This is a genomic window from Bacillus sp. FSL R5-0439, assembly GCF_038008805.1.
In the GTDB taxonomy this organism is placed as follows: domain Bacteria; phylum Bacillota; class Bacilli; order Bacillales; family Bacillaceae; genus Bacillus; species Bacillus safensis.
In genome coordinates, this window is the sequence record NZ_JBBOZW010000001.1 from 352,302 (window position 1) to 374,240 (window position 21,939).

General features: G+C 43.7%; 9 protein-coding genes and 1 riboswitch. Of the genes, 7 read left to right on the forward strand and 2 right to left on the reverse strand.

Annotated features, from left to right (window positions below; translation table 11 throughout):
- Nucleotides 1-105 precede the first annotated feature (105 nt).
- Both NST59_RS01905 and NST59_RS01910 read right to left on the reverse strand, forming a co-directional pair.
- Nucleotides 106-1,803, reverse strand: coding sequence for a methyl-accepting chemotaxis protein (locus NST59_RS01905; protein ID WP_144490706.1), 1,698 nt, complete (start codon nucleotides 1,801-1,803; stop codon nucleotides 106-108).
- A 127-nt stretch (nucleotides 1,804-1,930) separates the two neighbouring features.
- Nucleotides 1,931-2,359, reverse strand: a complete 429-nt coding sequence (locus tag NST59_RS01910) for a NucA/NucB deoxyribonuclease domain-containing protein (protein ID WP_039176411.1) — start codon at nucleotides 2,357-2,359, stop codon at nucleotides 1,931-1,933.
- Between the two features lie 367 nt (nucleotides 2,360-2,726).
- On the opposite strand from NST59_RS01910, the gene NST59_RS01915 reads away from it, so the two are divergent.
- The 7 genes from NST59_RS01915 to NST59_RS01945 all read left to right on the forward strand — a co-directional run bounded on the left by NST59_RS01915 (nucleotide 2,727) and on the right by NST59_RS01945 (nucleotide 21,935).
- Nucleotides 2,727-4,796: a hydantoinase/oxoprolinase family protein gene (locus tag NST59_RS01915; protein WP_144490707.1), complete on the forward strand. Its 2,070-nt coding sequence runs from the start codon at nucleotides 2,727-2,729 to the stop codon at nucleotides 4,794-4,796.
- Entirely contained in the window at nucleotides 4,786-6,774 is a 1,989-nt protein-coding gene (locus NST59_RS01920) for a hydantoinase B/oxoprolinase family protein (protein WP_144490708.1), read from the forward strand. Before NST59_RS01915 ends, NST59_RS01920 begins: the two co-directional genes overlap by 11 nt.
- Entirely contained in the window at nucleotides 6,771-7,856 is a 1,086-nt protein-coding gene (locus tag NST59_RS01925; protein WP_144490709.1) for an ABC transporter substrate-binding protein, read from the forward strand. Before NST59_RS01920 ends, NST59_RS01925 begins: the two co-directional genes overlap by 4 nt.
- Nucleotides 7,857-7,864: 8 nt before the next feature.
- A complete protein-coding gene (locus tag NST59_RS01930; protein ID WP_144490710.1) occupies nucleotides 7,865-8,956 on the forward strand; it encodes an ABC transporter ATP-binding protein in 1,092 nt (363 codons plus the stop codon).
- On the forward strand, nucleotides 8,956-9,825 hold the full coding sequence (locus tag NST59_RS01935; RefSeq protein ID WP_039176427.1) for an ABC transporter permease: 870 nt from the start codon (nucleotides 8,956-8,958) through the stop codon (nucleotides 9,823-9,825). The genes NST59_RS01930 and NST59_RS01935 overlap by 1 nt, the downstream gene beginning before the upstream one ends.
- Nucleotides 9,818-10,621: an ABC transporter permease gene (locus NST59_RS01940; protein WP_024424298.1), complete on the forward strand. Its 804-nt coding sequence runs from the start codon at nucleotides 9,818-9,820 to the stop codon at nucleotides 10,619-10,621. The genes NST59_RS01935 and NST59_RS01940 overlap by 8 nt, the downstream gene beginning before the upstream one ends.
- A 368-nt stretch (nucleotides 10,622-10,989) precedes the next feature.
- Nucleotides 10,990-11,083: riboswitch (cyclic di-GMP riboswitch) on the forward strand.
- A 145-nt stretch (nucleotides 11,084-11,228) separates the two neighbouring features.
- Nucleotides 11,229-21,935 carry a non-ribosomal peptide synthetase gene (locus tag NST59_RS01945; RefSeq protein WP_341039860.1) on the forward strand — a complete coding sequence of 3,569 codons (10,707 nt, stop codon included), beginning with the start codon at nucleotides 11,229-11,231 and terminating at the stop codon, nucleotides 21,933-21,935.
- Nucleotides 21,936-21,939: the final 4 nt, after the last annotated feature.

The window sequence follows — 21,939 nt, forward strand, 5'->3', positions numbered from 1 at the left end:
ATTCATGGATTTTCGTTGAAACGTAAATGGTTGAAAGAGTCATTCTTGAGGAGAAAGTTAGGCAGCAAGACGATTGCAGCCGTCTTGCGCTATTTGTTGTGGGATCTAGATGTGAAATTGCGAGACCATTGCTTTTAAATCTCCTGCTAAATGGGCAAGTGCTTCTGATGAAGCTGTTACTTCTTCCATTGCAGCAAATTGTTCTTCTGTTAAACCTGCTACTTGCTGTGAATGTTCACTCGTTCGTTTAACGCCTTCTGTAATAGACGCAAAAGACTGTTTCGCATCGTTAGTATAAGCTGCGATTTTTTGTGATGCACTCGATAAATGCTTAATGCCATCTGCCATTTCTCTCATGGACTGCTGGATATCATGAAAAGATTCTTCTGTATGAGAGATAAGGACAGCCCCTTGAGCTGCTTCTTCTCTTACTTGTTTGATGGCATTCGTCGAATGAGTCATCTCTTTTTGTATTTCAGAAATGAGATGGGAAATCATGTTTGATGATGCTTGAGATTCTTCAGCGAGCTTTCTCACTTCGTCTGCGACAACAGCAAACCCTTTTCCATGCTCACCTGCCCGTGCTGCTTCAATTGCTGCATTAAGAGCTAGCAGGTTTGTCTGGCTGGCGATATCTGTAATGACTTTGGAAATATGATCAATTTCAGCTGAACGTGTTTCCAATGCTTGAATTGCTGTACCGTTTTCTTCAATTGATTTTGCAATAGATGTCATTTGTGAATGAACTTCACCGATATTGTGTACACCTTTTTGGGCCATTTCTTGTGCGAAGTGACTTCTTGAAGCCATTTGTCCGGCATTTTCAGTGATGTTTGCCAGCTCGTTTGATACTTGAATCATCTTGTGCTCACTAGCTGTCATTTGAGCGGACTGTTCTTCTGAAGATTGTGCCACTTCTTGGATCGTGTGGGTGATTTTTTCTGATGCTGCACTCGTTTCTTCTGCGCTAGCTGACAGCTGTTCAGAGGATGTGGCCACTAATTCAGACGTGTTCATGACATTTAGAATGGTTTGATTTAGTTTTTCACGCATCTTATTGAAATGTCCAGCCAGATCAGACAATTCATCTCCGGCAGTATCCGTCACATTGATGGTTAAATGACCTTCGCCTGCACTCTTAATGGCAGAAGCCAAATGCTTGAGACGTACCTGAATCCGCTTAGTGAAAATAGAAATAATGATGACTGAAACGATCAGACTTAACAAAAGGACGATGACAAATTGTATATAGAATGACTGAAGCATTTGTGAAATCATGCTTTGATTAGCGCCAGTATAAAAAATACCAATTGTTTCGCCTGCTTCATTTTTGATTGGCATATAAGCCGTTTGATAGTCTTTCCCAGCAACATTTGCTGTCCCGTAATAGTTTTCTCCTTTATCTAAAACAGTGGTCTTCACTTCAGGAGAGACTTCTGTACCTACAGCTCGTTTCCCGTTTAACATGACATTCGTAGCAACACGGGTATTTCCTTGAAAAATCGTGATGGTATCACCGGTATATTCGGCTAATTGGTCAACCAATGTGTCATGATCATTGATTTGCGTATTTCCTTTGAATAGCTTGTCTTCTTTAATCTGCCACGAGCCTGACACTTTTTCATTTAGGTAGGCGTAGCCTAGTTTTAAGTCACCTTTTGCTTTTTCAGTTGCCATTTGCTTAATGTTTTCTGTCATTTCGCGATTCACAACATAACCAACAACCGCAGAAAAGATGATGAGGACACTTAAAAAGATCAGCAAAATTTTGGCGCCTAGCCTCAGTTTTCCCTTTTTCTTCATGATTTTTGACTCCTTTAGGTATAAGGTAGGATATCCCTCCTTAAGGATTATCGGCATGAAAAAAGTGTTTAAAATACCTGCAAGCAGTCATGTGAAAGTTTTTTTAATATAGAAAAGGGAAAGGCGGCTAATCGATGATAAATTGAATTCTTGTGCCGTCAGGATCATCCGATAATTGATGACTAACCCACGAGCCTGCGCCTCTATTATCAGAAGGGCGTACATATTTGACAGAAGCTCCACTGCCTCCTTCTTTGCACATCGCCATTGGCCATTCGTCCCGATCATACCCGCGCTTTGTTGGAATGCCATGTAGTGATCGATCTCTCTGCTCATCACTATGTTTACGGTCAATTGTACAAATGGACGAATGACCTTCATCAATGGCTTCTTCTATGTGCTTGGCTGTTTCTGGATAGCGGTCTGATGGAAAATGAATGGTTTTGTCATAAGATGAATTCGCTGTCTCTTGTTTCCCTTGCTCTAGCTGGATATAGCCTGTTGCTACACCAATGACAATCAATAAAAGCAAGAGAATCATTTTAAGAAGTTTCATAGATGCTGGCTCTCTTTCTTGTTTGCGTATTTTGTAAACAGAAGTATAGCAGAATTACTTACCAATTTCTCCTGGTTTTGAAAAAACGTCTTTTAAAATTCAAAAAACAGTTTTTACCTGATTTCTTGCTTTTCATTTTTGTAGAAATTCATAAAAATTTTAATTTTGTGGGTCAGAAAACGAATATGCTCATCCAAAATGGCTTTATCACTGCTTTTTTGGCTAATTTCAAGAATTTAACACACAGAAATTTCAAAAAAATAAAATTGACTAGACCGATCTGCTTTAATAATATGGAGTCAAATATCAAAAAATGTCGTAATTTATCAAAATATGATTCTAATTACATTGTAGGAGGGAAGTACAAATGGCGGATGTCTCATACCGGCTCGGAATAGACATAGGCGGAACATTTACTGATTTATCGCTGATAAATGAAGCAACAGGGGAGCTGACTGAACTCAAAACGCCTACAGTGACTGATGACCCAGCCCAAGGAATTATCAATGGGTTAAATCTTCTAAAAAAAAGAGGTGTTGATTTATCCAACATCCAATACCTCGTTCACGGAATGACAATCGGTCTGAATACATTATTACAGCGAAAAGGAGCAGATTTAGCCCTTTTTGTGACAGAAGGATTTCAAGATATATTGTCACTTCAACGTTTACGACTACCCGTTCCTTATGACTTCAATTCTCGTTTGCCAGAACCATTGATACCACGGAAGCATGTATATCCAATCTCTGAAAGGTTGATACACGATGGTACGATCAAAAAACCTCTCCATCTGCAGCAATTAGATGATGCGGTCCAGCATGTTATATCTAAAAAGCTAGCAGGTATCGTCATTTCATTTTTACATAGTTATCAAAACCCAGTTCATGAATTACAGGCAAAAGCCTATATCAATCATCATTATCCACAGTTAGAAGTCCTTACCTCATCTGAATTATGGCCTCAAATGAGGGAATACGAGCGTACAGTGATGTCTGTTGTTAATTTGTACATTCAGCCAAAGGTGAAACAGTATTTGCAAACATTGAAAAGCCGTTTGAAGGAAGAAGGTGTACCAATTTCTCCATACATTACACAATCAAATGGTGGTTTAATGGATGCAGAAAGTGCGGCAACCTCGCCTGTTAAGACTCTCTTTTCTGGTCCGGCAGCTGGTGTCATCGGTGCGGCGAGAATTGCAGCATCAGCGAGTGAACCCAATCTGATCACTTTTGATGTTGGGGGGACGAGTGCAGATATCTCAATCATTCAAAATGGACAGCCTACAATGGCTCAATCCAATCAGCTTTCAGGCTTCCCAATCATTCTTCCATCTGTTGCGATGTATTCAATAGGAGCAGGAGGAGGTTCGGTAGCATGGATTGATCAGGGCGGACTTCTCAAAGCGGGGCCGGAATCAGTTGGCTCAAACCCGGGACCAGCTTCGTATGGAAAGGGAGAAAAAGCAGCTTTAACTGATGCGTTTCTCATATGCGGTTATCTCAATCAAGAACGTTTTGCCGGAGGACATTTACATTTACAACTATCTGCGGCGAAAAAGGCCTTTCAGCCAATTGCTGATCAGCTCAACAAAACGCTTGAAGAGGCGGCTGACCAGCTCATTCAAGTAGCCGTAGCCAATATGTACACAGAATTAAGCAATGTGATGGAGCAGCAAGGATTTGACCCTAGAGATTTTAGTTTGCTGGCGTTTGGCGGAGCAGGACCGGTTGTGGCGAATTTCCTTGCAAGAGAAATTCATGCGAAAAATGTAGTTGTTCCTCCAAGTCCTGGTACATTATGTGCGTTAGGTGCTTTAACAGCTGATTTTATCCATGATGCGGTGCTGTCGAAGAAAATATGTTTACAAGACTATTCGATCAACCAACTAAAACAAGATTATGAGAAGCTGTCACGAAAAGCGACTGATTGGGTCAGCAAGCAGAACATTCAGCATATCAATCAGACATCCATTCTCTTATTAGCAGACGCACGATATCAAGGGCAGGCATTTGAGATTGAATTGCCATTATCGATTGATTGGTTAAAGCAAGAACAAGACATCCACCAACTTATTGAAGCCTTTCACAAATTGCATCAGCGTCAATATGGTCATAGGGATGATCAGGCAAAAATCGAGTTTACTCATTTACGCGTTCGAGTCATAGGTGAGACGCCTCCGCTGCCTTTTTCACCTGTTCAAGAAGGCATGGGACAGTCTTTGAAACCAAATGAATATAGACGAATTTTTATAGAAGAAAAAGAATACGAAGCATCGGTTTATAATCGGGATACGCTGTCAGTAGGTTCTATTGTAAATGGGCCTGCCGTGATTGAGCAGGATGATACGACAACATTAATTTTGCCAAACTGGACAGGCAGTATTGATCCATCAGGTAACTTAGTGATTTCAAAGGAGGCGGCTTTACATGAGAACTGACCCAGCAAAGCTTGAGATGATGCGCAGTTATTTTAATGCGATTGCATCAGGTATGGGGCATGTCATTGAACGGACGTCGTTTACGACCTTCGTCAAAGAATCTGCTGACTTTGCGACAGCACTAGCCACACCTTCTGGAGATTTCTTTGTTTATCCGAAGACAGTGGGTGTGACGATCTTTTTAGGGCTGAGTCTAAAAAAAGCAATTGAAGAAAGCGGACAGATGCAGCCAGGAGACATTATCATCACTAATGATCCTTATACGACAGATGGTTTGGCGACTCACCTGCCAGATGTCCATATCATTAAGCCGATTTTTGTAGATGGTGAAATCGTAAGCTATGCTTGGTCTTTTGTTCATGTCAGTGATGTGGGTGGCCTTGTGCCTTCGAGTATTTCACCGACAGCAACGGATGTTCATCAAGAAGGATTAAGAATTCCGCCAGTAAAAATTTATGAAGGTGGGAAAGAGAATCAGGTCGTACGTACTTTTTTGAGAGCTAACAGCCGCGCTAGTCATCTAAACGATGGTGATATCAATGCGATGATTGCTGCAGTGAATACAGCAGATATTCGGTTAAAAGAAATGATTGAGAAATTTGGAAAAAACGAAGTGAAACAAGGAATGATAGACTTGCTGAAGCAAGCCGAGGATCGTGCTGGAAAGGTCATTGAAGCTATACCGGATGGAACGAGTGAATTTGCTGATTATTTAGATGATGATATGATTTCAGACGTCCCTATTCGGTTGAAAATCAAGCTAACGATCAAAGGCAAACGGCTGACGCTCGATTTTTCTGAGTGTGACCCGCAAGTAAAAACAGCCTTTAACCTTGTTACCAATGGTCAGAAGCATTCCTTTCTTTATCAAGGGTTGATTAATTACATCATTAGTAAGGATCCTTTTATACCGATTAATGGTGGAATAACGTATCCAATCGATGTGATCTCTCCTAAAGGAACGCTGGTGCATCCAGAATATCCAGCCTCTGTCGGGATTCGTCATTCGATTACGATGAGGCTGTACAATGTCGTGCTAGGTGCGATTGGTAAGCTGCTGCCTGAAGCAGTACCGGCAGCAGGTGCAGGTCAATCTGCCATTGTGGTTCTCTCTGTACCTGATGATCAAACGGGTGGCAGGAAAATGTCCGTTGTCGAACCATTAGGCGGAGGCGGCGGTGCTCAAAATGGTACTGATGGAGTTGACGGTATTGATCATTCGTCAGGCTTTTTGAAGAATACCCCAATTGAGAGTTTGGAACAGCATATTGATATTCATGTTCACCGATATGAGCTTCTGCCGAATACAGGTGGAGCTGGTGAAAATCGAGGCGGACATGCGATTGGTTTGGAATTTGAAATGATGAAGCCTGAATCGATGGTGACAGCACGAGGAATGGAACGGATGAAGTTTCAGCCTTGGGGTTTAATGGGCGGCCGAGCAGGAGCGGTTGGTGAGGTCAAGCTGATCACAGCTCATGGTGAGAAACAAGACCAGCCCAAAATAGATGTTCTGCGACTTGAAAAAGGCGATATCGTTCAATTGATTTCACCAAGTGGAGGCGGCTGGGGGAATCCATTTGCCAGAAAGAAAGAAAAAGTCCTTCAGGAAGTGGAAGCTGGTCTATTAAGTGAAGAAAGAGCGCTGCAGCAATATGGTGTTCAAGTGTATTTAGAGCAAAATGAATGGAAGATTGATGAGGAGCAGACGAGCAAGGTGCGTGAAAAGGCTGGTGATCCTGCAGCTACTGATGTGTGGGATTTCGGAGAACAAAGAGCAGCTTATGAGAAAGTATGGACGGACGAAGCCAGCAGTGAGCTAGCCGTTCAGCTGCGTTCCTATCCGGCTAATGAACGTACGCACTATAAACATGCAGTTCATCAATATTTCAGTCATAGAAATGAGCCGTTAACAAAGGAAGATATTACTCAAGCACTTCGTCAAATGAATGGACAAAAAGGGGGAAATGAATCATGAAAAGAAGGTTAATCGCTATTGTTGCAGGTATCCTATCCATCGTTGTACTGCTGACCGCTTGTGGTGGAAATGGAAAGGATCAAGGCAAACAGCAGCAGACTGTGATTGTTGGCGTATATGGAGGCGATTGGGAAAAGAATATCAAACCAATCCTTGAAAAGTTTGAAAAAGATACCGGAATTAAAGTGCAGACCGTCTCTGGAGCGGATTCTGAATGGTTTACAAAATTAAAAGCGTCAAATGGGAAAAATCCACCATATGACTTACTTATCTTACAGCCTGATACGATTCAAAGAGGAATTGCAGCAAACGTTCTTGCGCCTATCGATGAAGATCAAGCGCCGAACGTCAAGAAACTTTACCGTTCTGTCCAAAAGAAGCTGACTGTGAATGGAAAACAATATGCAGCAGGCTTTAGTATGGGGCAGCTTGGAATTGCTTATAGAAAAGACCTCGTCAAGCAGGAACCAAACAGCTGGACTGACCTATGGAGCAGTCAGTTGAAAGGGAAGGTAGCCATTTCATCTCCGACTTATTCAGCTGGTTTGCAATTTTTCTCTGCACTTGTTCATGCACAAGGGGGGACAGAATCAAATCCTAAGGATATTGATAAAGCATTTAAAAGTCTCGCGCAATTAAAAGGTCATGTCGCTGCTTTTCCGGATAACCCAGGATCGATTCAAACCTTGTTAGAACGTGGGGATGTCGCAGCTGTTCCGTATTGGGACGGGCGAGTATTTGCACTTGAAGAAGAAGGAATGGATATTGGTTTCTCATATCCGAAAGAAGGCGCTGTTGCAGCTGTAGCGAGCTGGGCTTTAACGAAGGGAAGTCAGCACGAAGAAGCGGCATACAAACTATTAAACTACTTGAGTGGAAAAGAAGCTCAGGAGGCTTTCTCGGAAAAATCTTATTATGGCATGTCGAATTCTGATGTAAAATACGATGACAAGATTAAGGGGAAAGTGAAAGTTGGAGAAAATTATTACAGCAAGCTGACTTGGGTAGATTATGAAACAGCAACCTCTGAGCTTGGCAATTGGACAAATCGATGGAACGAAGTATTAGGCGGAGGAAATTAGGTGATCGCATGAGTGGAATTCATTTAGAACACATCAGTCAGCACTTCGGTGAGCAGATTGCTCTCAACGATGTCAGTCTTACTGTGAATGAGGGAGAGTTTTTCTCTCTTCTCGGTCCTAGCGGCTGCGGAAAATCAACATTATTAAACATCATTGGCGGTTTTTTAGAACCAACAAAAGGCGTCGTCTATATTGGTGATCAGGATGTGACAGCTTTGCCGCCTTATCAAAGAAAAACAGGTATGGTCTTTCAAAGCTATGCACTCTTTCCGCATCTGACTGTATTTGATAATGTGGCGTACGGGCTTAAGGTTCAAAAGAAAAAGAAGGCGGAAATCAAAGAGAAGGTGATGGAAAGCTTGTCTCTTGTTCAATTAGAGGCATTTGCGAAACGGATGCCCCACCAATTAAGCGGTGGTCAGCAGCAGCGAGTAGCGATAGCAAGAGCGCTGGCGATTCAGCCGTCTGTTCTCCTTCTTGATGAACCGCTCAGCAACCTAGATGCCAAACTAAGAAAAAACATGCAGACAGAGCTGCGAAATATTCAAAGAAATGTCGGGATTACAACCATTCTTGTGACACATGATCAAGAGGAGGCCTTAAGCCTTTCTGATCGAGTTGGAATTTTAGGAGAGGGTAGAATTCAGCAGATTGGGACGCCTTTAGAGGTGTACCGCCAGCCAAACAATCGATTTGTAGCTGAATTCATCGGACAGGTGAATATCTTTGAGGCCGTGTACAATGAAGCTGATGCTGCATTTACGGTTCCGCATGTAACCCATTCAAACGGTCAGCATCTTCAACTGCAGGCTGCGGCACATCAAGAGAAAAGGGAAAAGCAACTGCTTATGCTGCGTCCTGAAAGAATCAGCATCTCTTCTGAGCAGGAGAAAGTTCAGCCAAACCATGTATCAGGCGTGCTGTCAGATGTGAGTTATATTGGACATTCATTACGTTTGGTTGTGGGGCTTGATAATGGTGAAATCATTGTCCATGCTTCTGATGCGGCATTTCCCGAGCTGCCTGAAGTTGGAGAAACCGTCCATATCCATTGGCAGCCTGAAGATATCGTTTTCTTAGATTCGAAGGTGCATACGTGATGCGAATCAAGAAAAAGAATCAACGATTTCATTGGTTTATGCTGCTGCCAGCTTGTTTGTTTCTTGTTGTATTTTTACTAGCTCCGCTTGTGATGATGCTCGTTCTCAGTTTTCGCGATGTCGATTCGATGATGAATACATTACAAACGTATAGCTTTTCTCAATATATTCATGTGTTCACGACAGATGCATATGTAAAGGCGATTGGAAGTACTGTGTGGGTGGCTTTACAGACAACGGTGATTTGTTTATTGATGGCATACCCAGCAGCATACGTGCTTGTCAAAGCACCTAATCCGCGTCTGCGGGCATTTTTCTATATCTTACTTGTGTCGCCGCTTTTGACAAGTGTTGTGATTCGGACGTTTGCATGGATTGTTCTTCTTTCGCAAAATGGTCTGATCAATGGCATGTTACTAGATTTACATGTGATTGAGAAGCCGCTCTCGATGCTGTGGAATATGAATGCGGTCATTATTGCATATGTCCAGGTCATGCTGCCATTTGCAGTACTGCCGATCGCAACAAGTTTAACCGATATGGATCGTCACTTAAAACCGGCTTCTATGAGTCTTGGAGCTGGCCGGATTCGAACCTTTTTTCATGTCACCTTACCACTGACCATTCCAGGCATGGTGACTGGCGCGATCATCGTCTTCTCACTGGCAGCAGGAAGCTATATCACCCCGCTATTAGTCGGCGGACGGATGCAGCCGCTGCTGCCGCTGTCAATTTATCAGCAGGTGATGCAGGTGTATAACCTGCCTCTTGCTGCAGCTATGTCCTTTACATTATTGGTTTGTGTGCTTGTGGTGGTCAGTCTATTAAGCTATTTATTGAAGCGTTGGGAGGCGAGGATGCATGCGTAAAAAGTCAATAGGTGACCGCTTGCTTTCTATCCTGATTTGGACTGCTGGGTCATTGGTTTATCTTTTTTTAACCATTCCTGTTCTTGTGATCGTCCTATCTGCTTTTAGTCCAAATGCCTTTCCTGAATTTCCACCGACTTCGTTCTCTGTTCGTTGGTTTCATGAGGTCGTGTCAAATCCAGAATGGATGGAATCGCTTCGGATCAGTGTGATTCTGCTATTCATCGTGACGCCTCTCACGGTTCTTTTAGGAACAATGGCTTCGTATGCTTTAGCAAGGCTTTCCTTTAAGGGAAAGGAGGCTGTCCAAGCTTTCATTCTGTCACCTCTCATGATTCCTCAAGTGGTGTTAGGGATTGCTATGCTTTACTTGTTTACGGCTATGGGCTTTACAGGGTCTTTGTGGGCGCTCGTCATTGGTCATGTCATCATTGGTTTTCCCTATGTGGTTCGAACGGTAGGCGTGAGTGTTTCGAATTTAGATCCGCGGCTTGAGCTGGCTTCAATGAATCTTGGCGCAGGACCCATTCGCACGTTTTTTCGAGTCACATTGCCTTTGATTAAGCCGGGAATCATTGCAGGCGGAGTGTTTTCAGCTGTGACGTCATTTGGGGAAATATCGATCAGTTTATTCGTTTCCTCACCTCAAACCATCACAATTCCGGTCAGGACCTTTAATTACATTGAGCAGACCTTTGATCCAAGTGTCAATGCGATATCTGTCATATTTATTATCATTTCTATCATTGCGCTGCTCATTATTGAGAAAACGATTGGTCTGTCTAAGGTGATGTAAATATAATGAAGAAACAAGGAGTTGTCATTTGAAATGGCAGCTCTTTTTTTTGTTGTTTTTACAGTAAAAAAATTCATTTTTTTAGGGAATGTAGTTCTTAAGATTTAAGAATTTGCGGGAAACGAAAGGAGACCTCTATCCTAGATTTTCGGCCATATTTTCAATATTTAAGGGAAAATATGAAATTTTTGCGGTATTTAGTCGATTATTTTCGGTTGAACGCAACTATTATTAGTTATTTTCGGTAAATATCGTCAATTATCATGTAAACCCTTCGGTATAACGCATGAATCTTTACACCCATTTTTCGGTGAAAAAAACAATATTTTCATATAAAGTGGACGTAAATAGAAAATATCTAAAAGAAAAGAAGAAAAAGGCAAATCTATGGAAACATAGAGACGCAAAGCCATGTCCTAAGGTAAATGATTCTTTTTTTGCTAAGGTCGGCAGGCTACCGAATCAAAATGGGAGTCCCTCCGTTTTATTCGGGGTGGGCTCCTTTTCTGTTAAAGCGTCTATTTTAATGAAATAGACTTGGTTCTTTTGATATAGAGGGTGCAGGGTGAAATTGGTGGAGAAAACATAGAAGAGGCGGAGGATGAGAATGAATACAGTTTATTACCCCTTAACACATGCGCAAAAGCGAGTATTCTACACGGAAAGATTTTATCCAGGTACAAGTATTTCTAATTTGGGTGGATTCGCCAGGTTGAGATCAGCATCAGGTCTCAATCCTTCTTTGGTCGTCGATGTGCTTCAAGCGTATATTCGACAAACTGACTCTCTTCGACTGAGGCTCAAGTATCGAGATGAAGAGGAGGAGCCTGTTCAATATATCAAACCTTATGAAAAACAGCCGATTCGCATGGAGAAGGGCTGGAGTGAAGAGGAAGTAAGGGCTTGGGCGAACGAGCAAATTCGTGAGCCGATGCCATTGATTGACAGCCCCTTGATTGAATTTACGGTATTTCAAATCAGTGATCAAGAGTGCTGGCTGTTCTGTAAAGCACATCATATTGTCGCGGATGGGATTTCTATCATTTTAATGGGAAATCGCATTATTGATTTATATCATGACATGCTGCAAGGAGTAGACATTTCGCCAGTTGAGGAGATTTCCTTCGTTGATCACATTATGAGTGAGCAGACCTATGAATCTTCTAAACGTTTTCAAAAAGATCAAGCTTTTTGGAATGAGCAATTTGCTCATATTCCAGACTTCGCATCTTTAAAACCGCATAAGGGATATGAGATGAGTTTACATGCGGAGCGATTTTCAGGGGATGTTCCAGATTCTTTAAAGGAGAAGCTTCGTGTCTTTTGTGAAGAACAGAAAGTCAGTATGCTTTCGATGTTTATGTCCACTGTCTATATTTACTTACATCGTTTTAGCGGTATGGAGGATGTCGTTCTTGGAACCTTTATGGGTAACCGGACGAATGCCAAAGAGAAAAAGATGATTGGGATGTTTGTATCGACGATTCCAATGCGTGCATCTGTTCAAGGGTCGCAATCGTTTGTTGATTTCGTAAAGCAGGTCATGGCGGATCAAATGAAGATCTTGCGACACCAAAAATACCCTTACAATCTGCTCATGAATGATTTGCGGGAAAGAGAAGGGTTTACAGGACGCCTTTTTGATATTTCTTTAGAATATCAGGTCATGCAGTGGCAGAAAAAAGAGAACTTGTCGTTCATTACTGAACCGATTTTTAGCGGGAGCGGAATGAATGATATTTCAATACATGTGAAAGACCGCTGGGATACTGATACATTGACCATTGATTTGGATTACCGTACAGATGTATTCACAGAAGAAGAAATGAGTAAGATGTTTGATCGATTCTTGATTTTACTAGAAGCGGCGGTCTCTCAGCCTGAGCAGCTGATCGGGACACTGCCTTTACTTTCAGCAGGTGAACAAAAGGAACTGCTGCAATTATCTGAGGGAGAACCGTTTGAAAGACCAGCAGCAAAACCGGTTCATCACATGTTTGATGAGACAGCCAACAAATATGCAGATCGAACAGCCGTTGTAGCAGAAAATGGAACAATTACTTATGGAGAGCTGCAACAACAGGCAGAAAAGCTTGCACGTTTTCTTCAAATGAAAGGTATCTCACGTGATGTGCCTGTTGCTGTTTTGATGGAGCGGAAGGTAGATGCCATGGTAGCAGTCTTCGGCATACTAAAGGCTGGCGGGGCATATGTACCAATAGATCCAGCATTACCTGAGGAGCGCATTCAATTTATTGTGGAGGATTCAGGTGCTTCTATCGTGTTAACAGAGGAATCGTTCATTCAAGAGTACCCAGCCCTCTCGGAAAAATTGATCGTGCAGCAGCAACTATTATTAGATGATGGACGGCTGCCTGAGCTTGTCGATCAGACGGCGCCCGAAGATTTAGCCTACATGATTTATACATCGGGTACGACTGGAAAGCCGAAGGGCGTCATGATTGAGCATCTTCAGCTTCATCATTTGGTCCATGCTTTGCATCATGAGATGTATCAAGGGGCGAATGAGCTTCAAATGGCGCTTCTAGCCCCATTCCATTTCGATGCATCGGTGAAACAAATATTTGCTGCCCTTTTATTTGGACATACGCTTCATATCATCCCGCGAGAAACGACGAGAAATGGCATGCAGCTAGCGGCTTATTACAGAAAACATCAAATTGAAGCGGCAGATGGAACTCCGGCGCATGTGCAGCTTTTACTTGCAGCGGATTTGGACGGTCTGTCATTGACGCACATGTTGATTGGGGGAGAAGCGCTGCCTGCGAAAGCAGCACGTTCACTTATCGAAGCGGTTCGTATGAGTCAGCCTGATTTTACTCTATGGAATGTGTATGGTCCAACTGAGACGTGTGTGGATGCGGCAGTTCATCGCCTGAATCTCAGTGAGCTGAGCGAATCAACTGAACAGCGCTATGTGTCGATTGGAAAACCGCTTGGTCATCATCGTATTTATATTTTAAATGAACATGATCAATTACAGGTGCCAGGGGCTGCAGGAGAACTTTGCATTGCCGGTATAGGTGTTGGGCGAGGCTATGTGAATCAGCCTGAATTGACGAAGAAGGTATTCACGGCAGATCCGTTTTCTCCGAATGAGCGGATGTATCGAACAGGGGATCTAGTCAGATGGCTTCCAGATGGCACGATTGATTATCTTGGCAGAATGGACGATCAAGTGAAAATAAGGGGTTACCGCATAGAAACAGGTGAGATTGAAGCGGTGATGGAGCAGGTAGATGGAGTTGATAAGGCTGTCGTGCTAGTAGTTGATGAAGCGGATGGGGAAAAGGCGTTAAGTGCTTACTATCAAGCTCGTCATGAAGGTGTGTCTGTTGACATGCTGCAAGCGGCTATCAAACATCAGCTCCCTGCTTACATGATGCCGCTTTATTTCAAAGAGCTCGATGCTTTTCCACTCACAGTCAGCGGCAAAGTCGACCGTCGTGCACTTGCTGCCTTAAAAGGTGATAGAGCGGTTCATGCTGTTTATACGGCACCTAGAAACCATATAGAAACGAAGCTTGTTCATTTGTGGGAAGACATTCTTGATCAAGAACAAATCGGTGTATATGATTCTTTCTTCGATCGAGGCGGGCATTCGCTCAAAGCGATGACCGTACTTACAAAGGTTCAGCGAGACTTTCAAGTGGAGGTGCCGCTCTCTGTTTTATTTGAACAGCAGACGATTGCTGCTCTTGCTGCTTATATTGAGCAAGCAGAAAAGTCTACTGAAACGGTGATACCAAAAGCGCCGTCTGCAGATCATTATCCGTTATCGCCTCCACAGCAGCGTGTCTATATGGTGAGTCAATTGGAGCAAAGCACTGCCTATCATATGCCTGCTGTTGTGAGGTTAAAAGGAGCTCTGCAGCTTGAGAAGCTGACTGAAGCCTTTGACAGACTGATCTCACGTCATGATATGCTGCGTACTTCTTTTCATACGATAAAAGGTGTCCCTCGTCAGCGGATCGCTTCATCCGTTTTCTTTGAAATAGAACAGCTGACAGGCGGTACGATGGAAGAAAACATGCAGCACTTTGTCAGACCTTTTGATCTTGAGTGTGCGCCACTTCTTCGAATAGGATTGCAGTCATTGCATGATCAGGAGCATTTGCTCTTTTTCGATATGCATCATCTGATTTCAGATGGTCTTTCGATCGATTTAATACTGCGTGAGCTGTCAGATGCTTACGAGGGATCGGTGAAAGAACCATTGAAGCTTCAATATCAAGATTATGCTGTTTGGCAACAGCACCAAGACTTTCAAAAAGAAGAGGCATTCTGGCTGCAAGAATTTTCGGGGGATATCCCTGCTTTACAGCTGCTGACCGATTATCAGCGTCCAGCTGTCCAGTCCTTCGCAGGTGATCGTATCATCAAAGAAATCGATGAGGCGTTAAAGAATCAATTACAGGAGATTGCAGCAAACCATCACACTACACTGTATACGGTGCTGCTTTCTGCTTACTATACATTGCTTGCGAAATATACGGGTCAAAAGGAATTTGTGGTCGGAACACCGGCAGCAGGGCGTGTGCATACAGATTTGAATGACATGATCGGTATGTTTGTCCAGACACTTGCTTTGCGGTCAGAGGTAGATCCGAATGGAACCATGTCTCAGTTGATTGAGCAAGTAAAGGAAAAGACGATGCAGGCATTTGAGCATCAGCAATATCCGTTTGAGCGGCTGCTTGAAAAACTGAATGTGCCAAGAGATTTTAGCCGTCATCCATTGTTTGATACCGTCTTTACAATCGCGCCGGATCATTCAACAGCACAGCATATTGGAGACATGCTGGTCGAAGTCGAAGAAACCAATTTCCATATTGCAAAGTTTGATTTAACACTGCAAGCGATGGAGTCAGATCAAGGTTTATCCTTTGTACTCGATTACAGTACGGCGCTATTTAAACGAAGTACAGCAGAGCAGATGCTCAAACATTATGTTTATCTGCTGGAGCAAATGGTTCAAACGCCGCAGGAAGCTATTCAATCCTATCGCTTACTGTCTGAACAAGAAGCAGAAGCTCAGCTAAATAGGTGGAATCCGTTACCTGCGCCTTATCCAGCAGAAGAAACCATTGTGACGCAGTTTGAAGCACAGGTGCAGCAGTATGGTCATCAGCCTGCATTGCAATGTGAAGATGTGGTTCTTTCTTATCAAGAGCTGAATGACCGAGTGAATCAGCTGGCACATTATTTGCGTGAAAATGGTTTTGAAAAAGGAATGAAAGCAGCCTTATTCTTTGAACGATCCAATGAAATGGTGCTCTCTGTTCTAGCTGTGCTTAAGGCGGGCGGAGTCTATGTACCAATTGACCCCGATTTCCCTGATGAGCGCGTGAAGCACTTTTTAACAGACAGCGGTGCACAATTCTTATTGACACATCAAGTGCTGCGCCATCGCTCGGTGCTCACTGCATTTGAGGGAATCATCATAGAAACAGAAAATCAAGCGATTGCTCAGCAGTCAGACAGCCCAATAGATGCTCATATTTTACCTGAGGACTTGGCGAATTTGACCTATACATCTGGTACAACCGGTAAACCTAAAGGAAATATGGTGACACACCGGAACATTTTGAGAACGGTGAAGCAATCGAATTATCTCACCATTCATCATGAAGATACGGTGATGAGCATCTCAAACTATGTATTTGATGCCTTTATGTTTGATGTGTTTGGTGCTTTATTAAACGGAGCAAAACTCATTGTTCTGCCAAAGGACCATATTTTAAACATGAATGAGCTTTCTGGAGCGATTGAGAAGGAAAAAGTCAGTATTTTAATGATCACGACAGCTCTTTTTCACTTACTCATCGATATGAAAAAAGACAGTCTGAAGAACGTAAGAAAAGTGCTGTTTGGCGGAGAACGTGCTTCTGTGCCTCATGTGGTGACTGCACTTGAGACAGTGGGGAAAGACAAGCTTGTTCATATGTACGGACCTTCTGAGAGCACAATTTTCACCACATATTATCCTGTGAACCACATTGAGAAGCACGCGTTATCCATCCCAATCGGCAAGCCAGTGAGTCAAACGGCTGTTTATATTGTAGATGAATTTGGACATGTACAGCCGCCGGGCGTGGCAGGAGAGCTATGTGTCGCTGGTGATGGACTTGTGAAAGGATATTATAAGCAGCCAGAACTAACGAGCGAAAAGTTTGTCAAAAATCCTTTCCGCCCTGGAGAGATCATGTATAAAACGGGCGATCTTGCACGCTGGCTGTCAAATGGAGATATTGAATTCATTGGACGGATCGATCATCAAGTGAAGATTCGCGGACAGCGTATCGAGCTTGGGGAAATTGAACATCAACTGCTGCAGCATCCTCAGGTGAAGGAAGCTATCGTGATTGCTGCTCCGAATGACACGTTATGTGCGTATTTCACAGCAGAAGGATCTGTCTCATTAACTGATTTGCGCGAGCAAGCAGGACGTGAACTGCCCGTGTATATGCTGCCGGCATTTTTCATGCAATTAGAGGAGCTTCCTTTAACGAATAACGGCAAGGTCGATAGGCGGGCGCTGCCGGCACCTGATCTTAGTGAGCAGGGGGCAAATGAATACACCTCTCCTCAATCAGAAACAGAGCGTCTGCTGGCGAACATTTGGGAGGAAGTTCTTGAAGTACCGCGAATCGGCAAACACGATCATTTCTTTGAATGCGGGGGCCATTCGCTGCGCGGCATGAAAATGCTGAACAGGTTGTATGAAGAGATGCAGGTGGAGCTCACTTTGAAATCTTTATTTGAATCCCCAACATTAGAAGCGTTCGCGCTTGCGGTAGATCAAGCGGATCAAACGGAGATCAAGCGAGTGGAAGTTGCCAAAGAGGCGGCCTATTATCCAGTGACATCTGCTCAAAAAAGACTGTTTGTTTTGGAGAAAATGACTGATGCGGAGCAAAGCTACCATATGCCGGCTGCCTTAAAGCTAGAAGGCGTCTTTGATGAAAAACGATTTGAAAAGGCAATTGATCAGCTAGTCCAACGTCATGAAGCGTTCCGAACGAGCTTTGATTTTGTTCAGAATGAACCTGTTCAACGTATTGAAACAAATGTCTCAATAAACATTGAAAAAATTGAACAGAACGGCCGAGACATACAGCAATTGATGAATGACTTTATCAGGCCATTTGATGTAGAAAAAGCGCCTTTACTCAGAATAGGTCTAGTTTCCGTCTCCGTAAATGTCCATTATTTACTGATTGATATGCATCATATCATTTCAGATGGGGCGTCTGTTGGCATTTTAATTGAGGAGCTTTCAGCCCTGTATCGAGGAGACAAACTAGAGGAATTGCCTGTTCAATATAAGGATTATGCAGTTTGGTCAAAAAGTGAGGCATCTGCTGCGCAAAAAGCAGATGAAGAGGCATTCTGGCTGGATCAATTACAAGGAGAGCTGCCTGTACTGGCACTGCCGGAAGACCTGCCAAGGCCAAAAGTGCAAACATTCGCTGGAGATCGTGTCTCATTTACAATTGAAGGTTCGCTTAAATCAAAATTGGACGAACTCGTTAGAACGCTCAACAGTACGACCTATACAGTCCTGCTTGCTGGCTACAGTATTCTTTTAAGCAAGCTTTCAAGACAAGAGGATATCATCATTGGTTCTCCGGTTGTGGGTAGAACCCATCCTGATATTCAATCTGTGATTGGCATGTTTGTGAACACGCTGGCACTTAGAACAAAGCCAGCAGGACATCAGACAGCTGCTGAATTTGCGTCAAATGTTCATCAGCTTGTGTTAGAGGCAAACGAGCATCAGCTGTACCCATTTGAAGAATTGGTGGATCAGGTGCAAACGGTTCGAGACACAAGCCGTCATCCAATTTTTGATGTGGTCTTCTCAATGGAAAATGCGGATATTCGTGATTTATCAATGGATGGGCTTCACGTTGTTCCACAGCCATTCGAGGAGAATATCGCCAAATTTGATTTGACCTTAACTGGAAACGAATACGCAGATCGAATTGAGCTCGTGTTTGATTTTAATTGTTCTATCTTTCAAAAGACGTCAATTGAAAAGTGGAAAGAATATTTCCTTCATTTGCTGGAACAAATGGTGTCAGCGCCAGATCAATCGTTAGATCAAATGAAATTATTGTCACCGCAGCAGCAGCAAAAACAGCTGAACGAATGGTCAGGACCAGACCTTGTTGTTCCGTCAGATCAAACCGTTCATGCCCTGATTGAGGCGAAGGCACAAGAAGCACTGCATCAAAAAGCAGCGACATTCTGCGGAACGAGCTGGACGTATAAAGAGTTGAACAGCCGGGCAAATGTAGTCGCTTCAAGGCTCATCGCAAACGGCACAAAACCAGGAGACCGCGTCGGCATTCTCACTCGCCCATCCCTTGATATGACAGCCGCTGTCCTTGGTGTCCTCAAGGCAGGTGCGGCATTCGTTCCAATTGATGCGGATTATCCAGCGCAGCGTATTGCGTACATGCTGGAAGACTGCGGGTCAGAGGTACTTCTGATGCAGAAAGGACTCACTGCACCATCTTCATTCACAGGTCATGTCCTGTTCATAGAAGATGCGGTAGAGGGAGAAGCTCACGAGATTCAGGTTCATGTCAAACCAACGGACCTTGCCTACATGATTTACACGTCTGGGACGACGGGACAGCCGAAGGGTGTCATGGTCGAGCACCAGTCCCTTGTGAATCTTGCATTCTGGCATAATGATGCGTTCCAAGTGACGAACAAGGATCGAACTGCGAAATATGCCGGCTTTGGCTTTGACGCCTCCATTTGGGAGATGTTCCCGACGTGGATCGCCGGCGCAGAGCTGCACATTATTGACGAAGCAATTCGCCTCGATATGATCAAGCTTAATGCGTATTTCAATGAAGAAGGGATCACCATTGCCTTCCTGCCAACGCAGTTATGCGAGCAGTTTATGTCAATGGACAACCATTCTCTACGCTATTTACTAACAGGTGGAGACAAGCTGAAACAGGTGAAGCCAGTACCATATGAACTCGTCAATAACTACGGTCCAACAGAAAATACAGTCGTAGCGACAAGTGCAGTCATCGACCCAGAACAAGGCACGCTTCCGATTGGAACAGCCATTGCCAATACTCGTTTTTACATTATGGGTTCGTTATATGACCTGTCGCCGCCAGGCGTACCGGGTGAGCTCGTGATTGCAGGAAAAGGACTGGCAAGAGGCTACTGGAATCTTCCAGAGGAAACAGATAAACGATTTGTCCCAGATCCATTTTATCCAGGCGAGCGCATGTACCGCACAGGCGATTTAGTGAAATGGACAGAGGGTGGCGAGCTGATCTATCTCGGCAGAATAGACCATCAGGTCAACATCCGCGGCTTCCGTATTGAGCTGTCAGAAATTGAAGCCCAGCTTCTGACGCTGGATTTGGTGAAAGAAGCCGTCGTGACAACAGTCAAAGATGTGAGTGATCAAGATGCACTTATCGCTTATGTCATCGCGGCTGAAGAAACAACAGCCCTGAAAGAAAGCCTAAAACGAACGTTGCCTGAATACATGGTGCCATCATGGATCATCAAGCTAGACCAATTTCCAATGACGGCAAATGGAAAAGTTGATCTGAAAGCATTGCCAGCTCCTGATATCGAAGCGAACCAAACGGTATACGAAGCACCAAGAGATGAAGTTGAAACGCTGCTTTGCGGCATTTGGGAAGATGTCCTTGGCGTCAGCCAAGTCGGTATTCACGATCACTTCTTCTTCCTTGGAGGAGATTCGATTAAAGGCATCCAAATGGCAAGCAGACTCACGCAAGCAGGCTGGAAGCTCGATATGAAACTTCTATTCCAGTACCCAACGATTGCGGAGCTCCGCCCATATATCGAGGAAGCCGATCTTCTCACAGCCGACCAATCACCTGTCGAAGGAGAAGTCATTTTAACACCGATTCAACGCTGGTTCTTTGAACGAAACTTTACGAATCAGCATCATTGGAACCAATCGGTTATGCTCCAAGCACCAAATGGTTTGGATGAGGAAGTCGTTCAGCAAGTACTGGAACAGCTCATGATTCATCATGATGCCTTGCGACTGGTGTATCCGCTCGAAGAAGGGCGCGTCATCCAGCGTCATCGAGGAATCGAGGAAAACAATGTGGCAATTGACGTGGTGGAAGTAAAAGGAGAGCTGTCGCAGCAAATCAGGCAGGTAGAAAAGCTGGCAAATGAAGTGCAGGCGAGTATATCGCTAGCAGACGGGTCTTTAGTGAGATCTGCTATTTTCCGAACGGATCAAGGGGATCATTTATTGCTTGCTATACACCATCTTGTCATTGATGGGGTGTCATGGCGCATTTTCCTTGAAGATTTCATGGCTCTTTATGAACAGTCGAAGCGCGGGGAAACTCTTACCCTCCCTGAAAAAACACACTCCTTCCAAGAATATGCCCAGAAGCTGACTGAATACGCTGTGTCAGATGAGCTGCTATCGGAAAGAGCGTATTGGAAAAAGGTACTTGCGCATTCCGTTCCTCCGCTTCAAAAGGATCATGTCACGGAGGATCAACGAATGCTTCATACAGAAACCATTCGTTTTACATTGTCTGAAGAGGAAACGCACAGGCTGCTGACGGATGTACATGAAGCCTACCAAACAGAAATCAATGATATTTTGCTGACGGCATTAGGATTGTCCATGAAAGAGTGGACAGGTGAAGACAGGCACTTTATTCATCTTGAAGGGCACGGGAGAGAAGACATCCTCCCTGCGGTTAACGTGTCACGGACCATCGGCTGGTTTACTAGCATGTATCCTGTGTTACTGGATATGTCGCATGCAGACGATCTTTCTTATCAAATCAAGCATTTAAAAGAGGAACTCAGACACATTCCGAACAAGGGGATCGGCTATGGCGTTTTAAAATACTTAACGCCTGACAAGATGAAGGACGATATTGATTTTCAAGTCACACCAGATATCAGCTTTAACTATCTTGGCCAGTTTGATGAACAGATCGGTGGCGGTGAAATGAGACGCTCTGCATGGCATGCAGGACAATCGCTGAGCCCTGAATCCGAGAAACCTCATGCGCTAGATATTGTTGGTTTCGTAGAACAAGCAATGCTCCATGTGACGATTTCCTATCATCACCTTGAATTCGAAGAGCGGACGATGGAACAGTTCAAGGAACTCCTAGAAAAGAATGTGAAGGCTTTGATCTCACATTGTCTATCACAGGATGAGAGTCAGATCACACCTAGTGATGTGGGGGATGAGGATCTTACCATGGATGAACTTGAAAAGCTAATGGATCTATTTTAAGCAA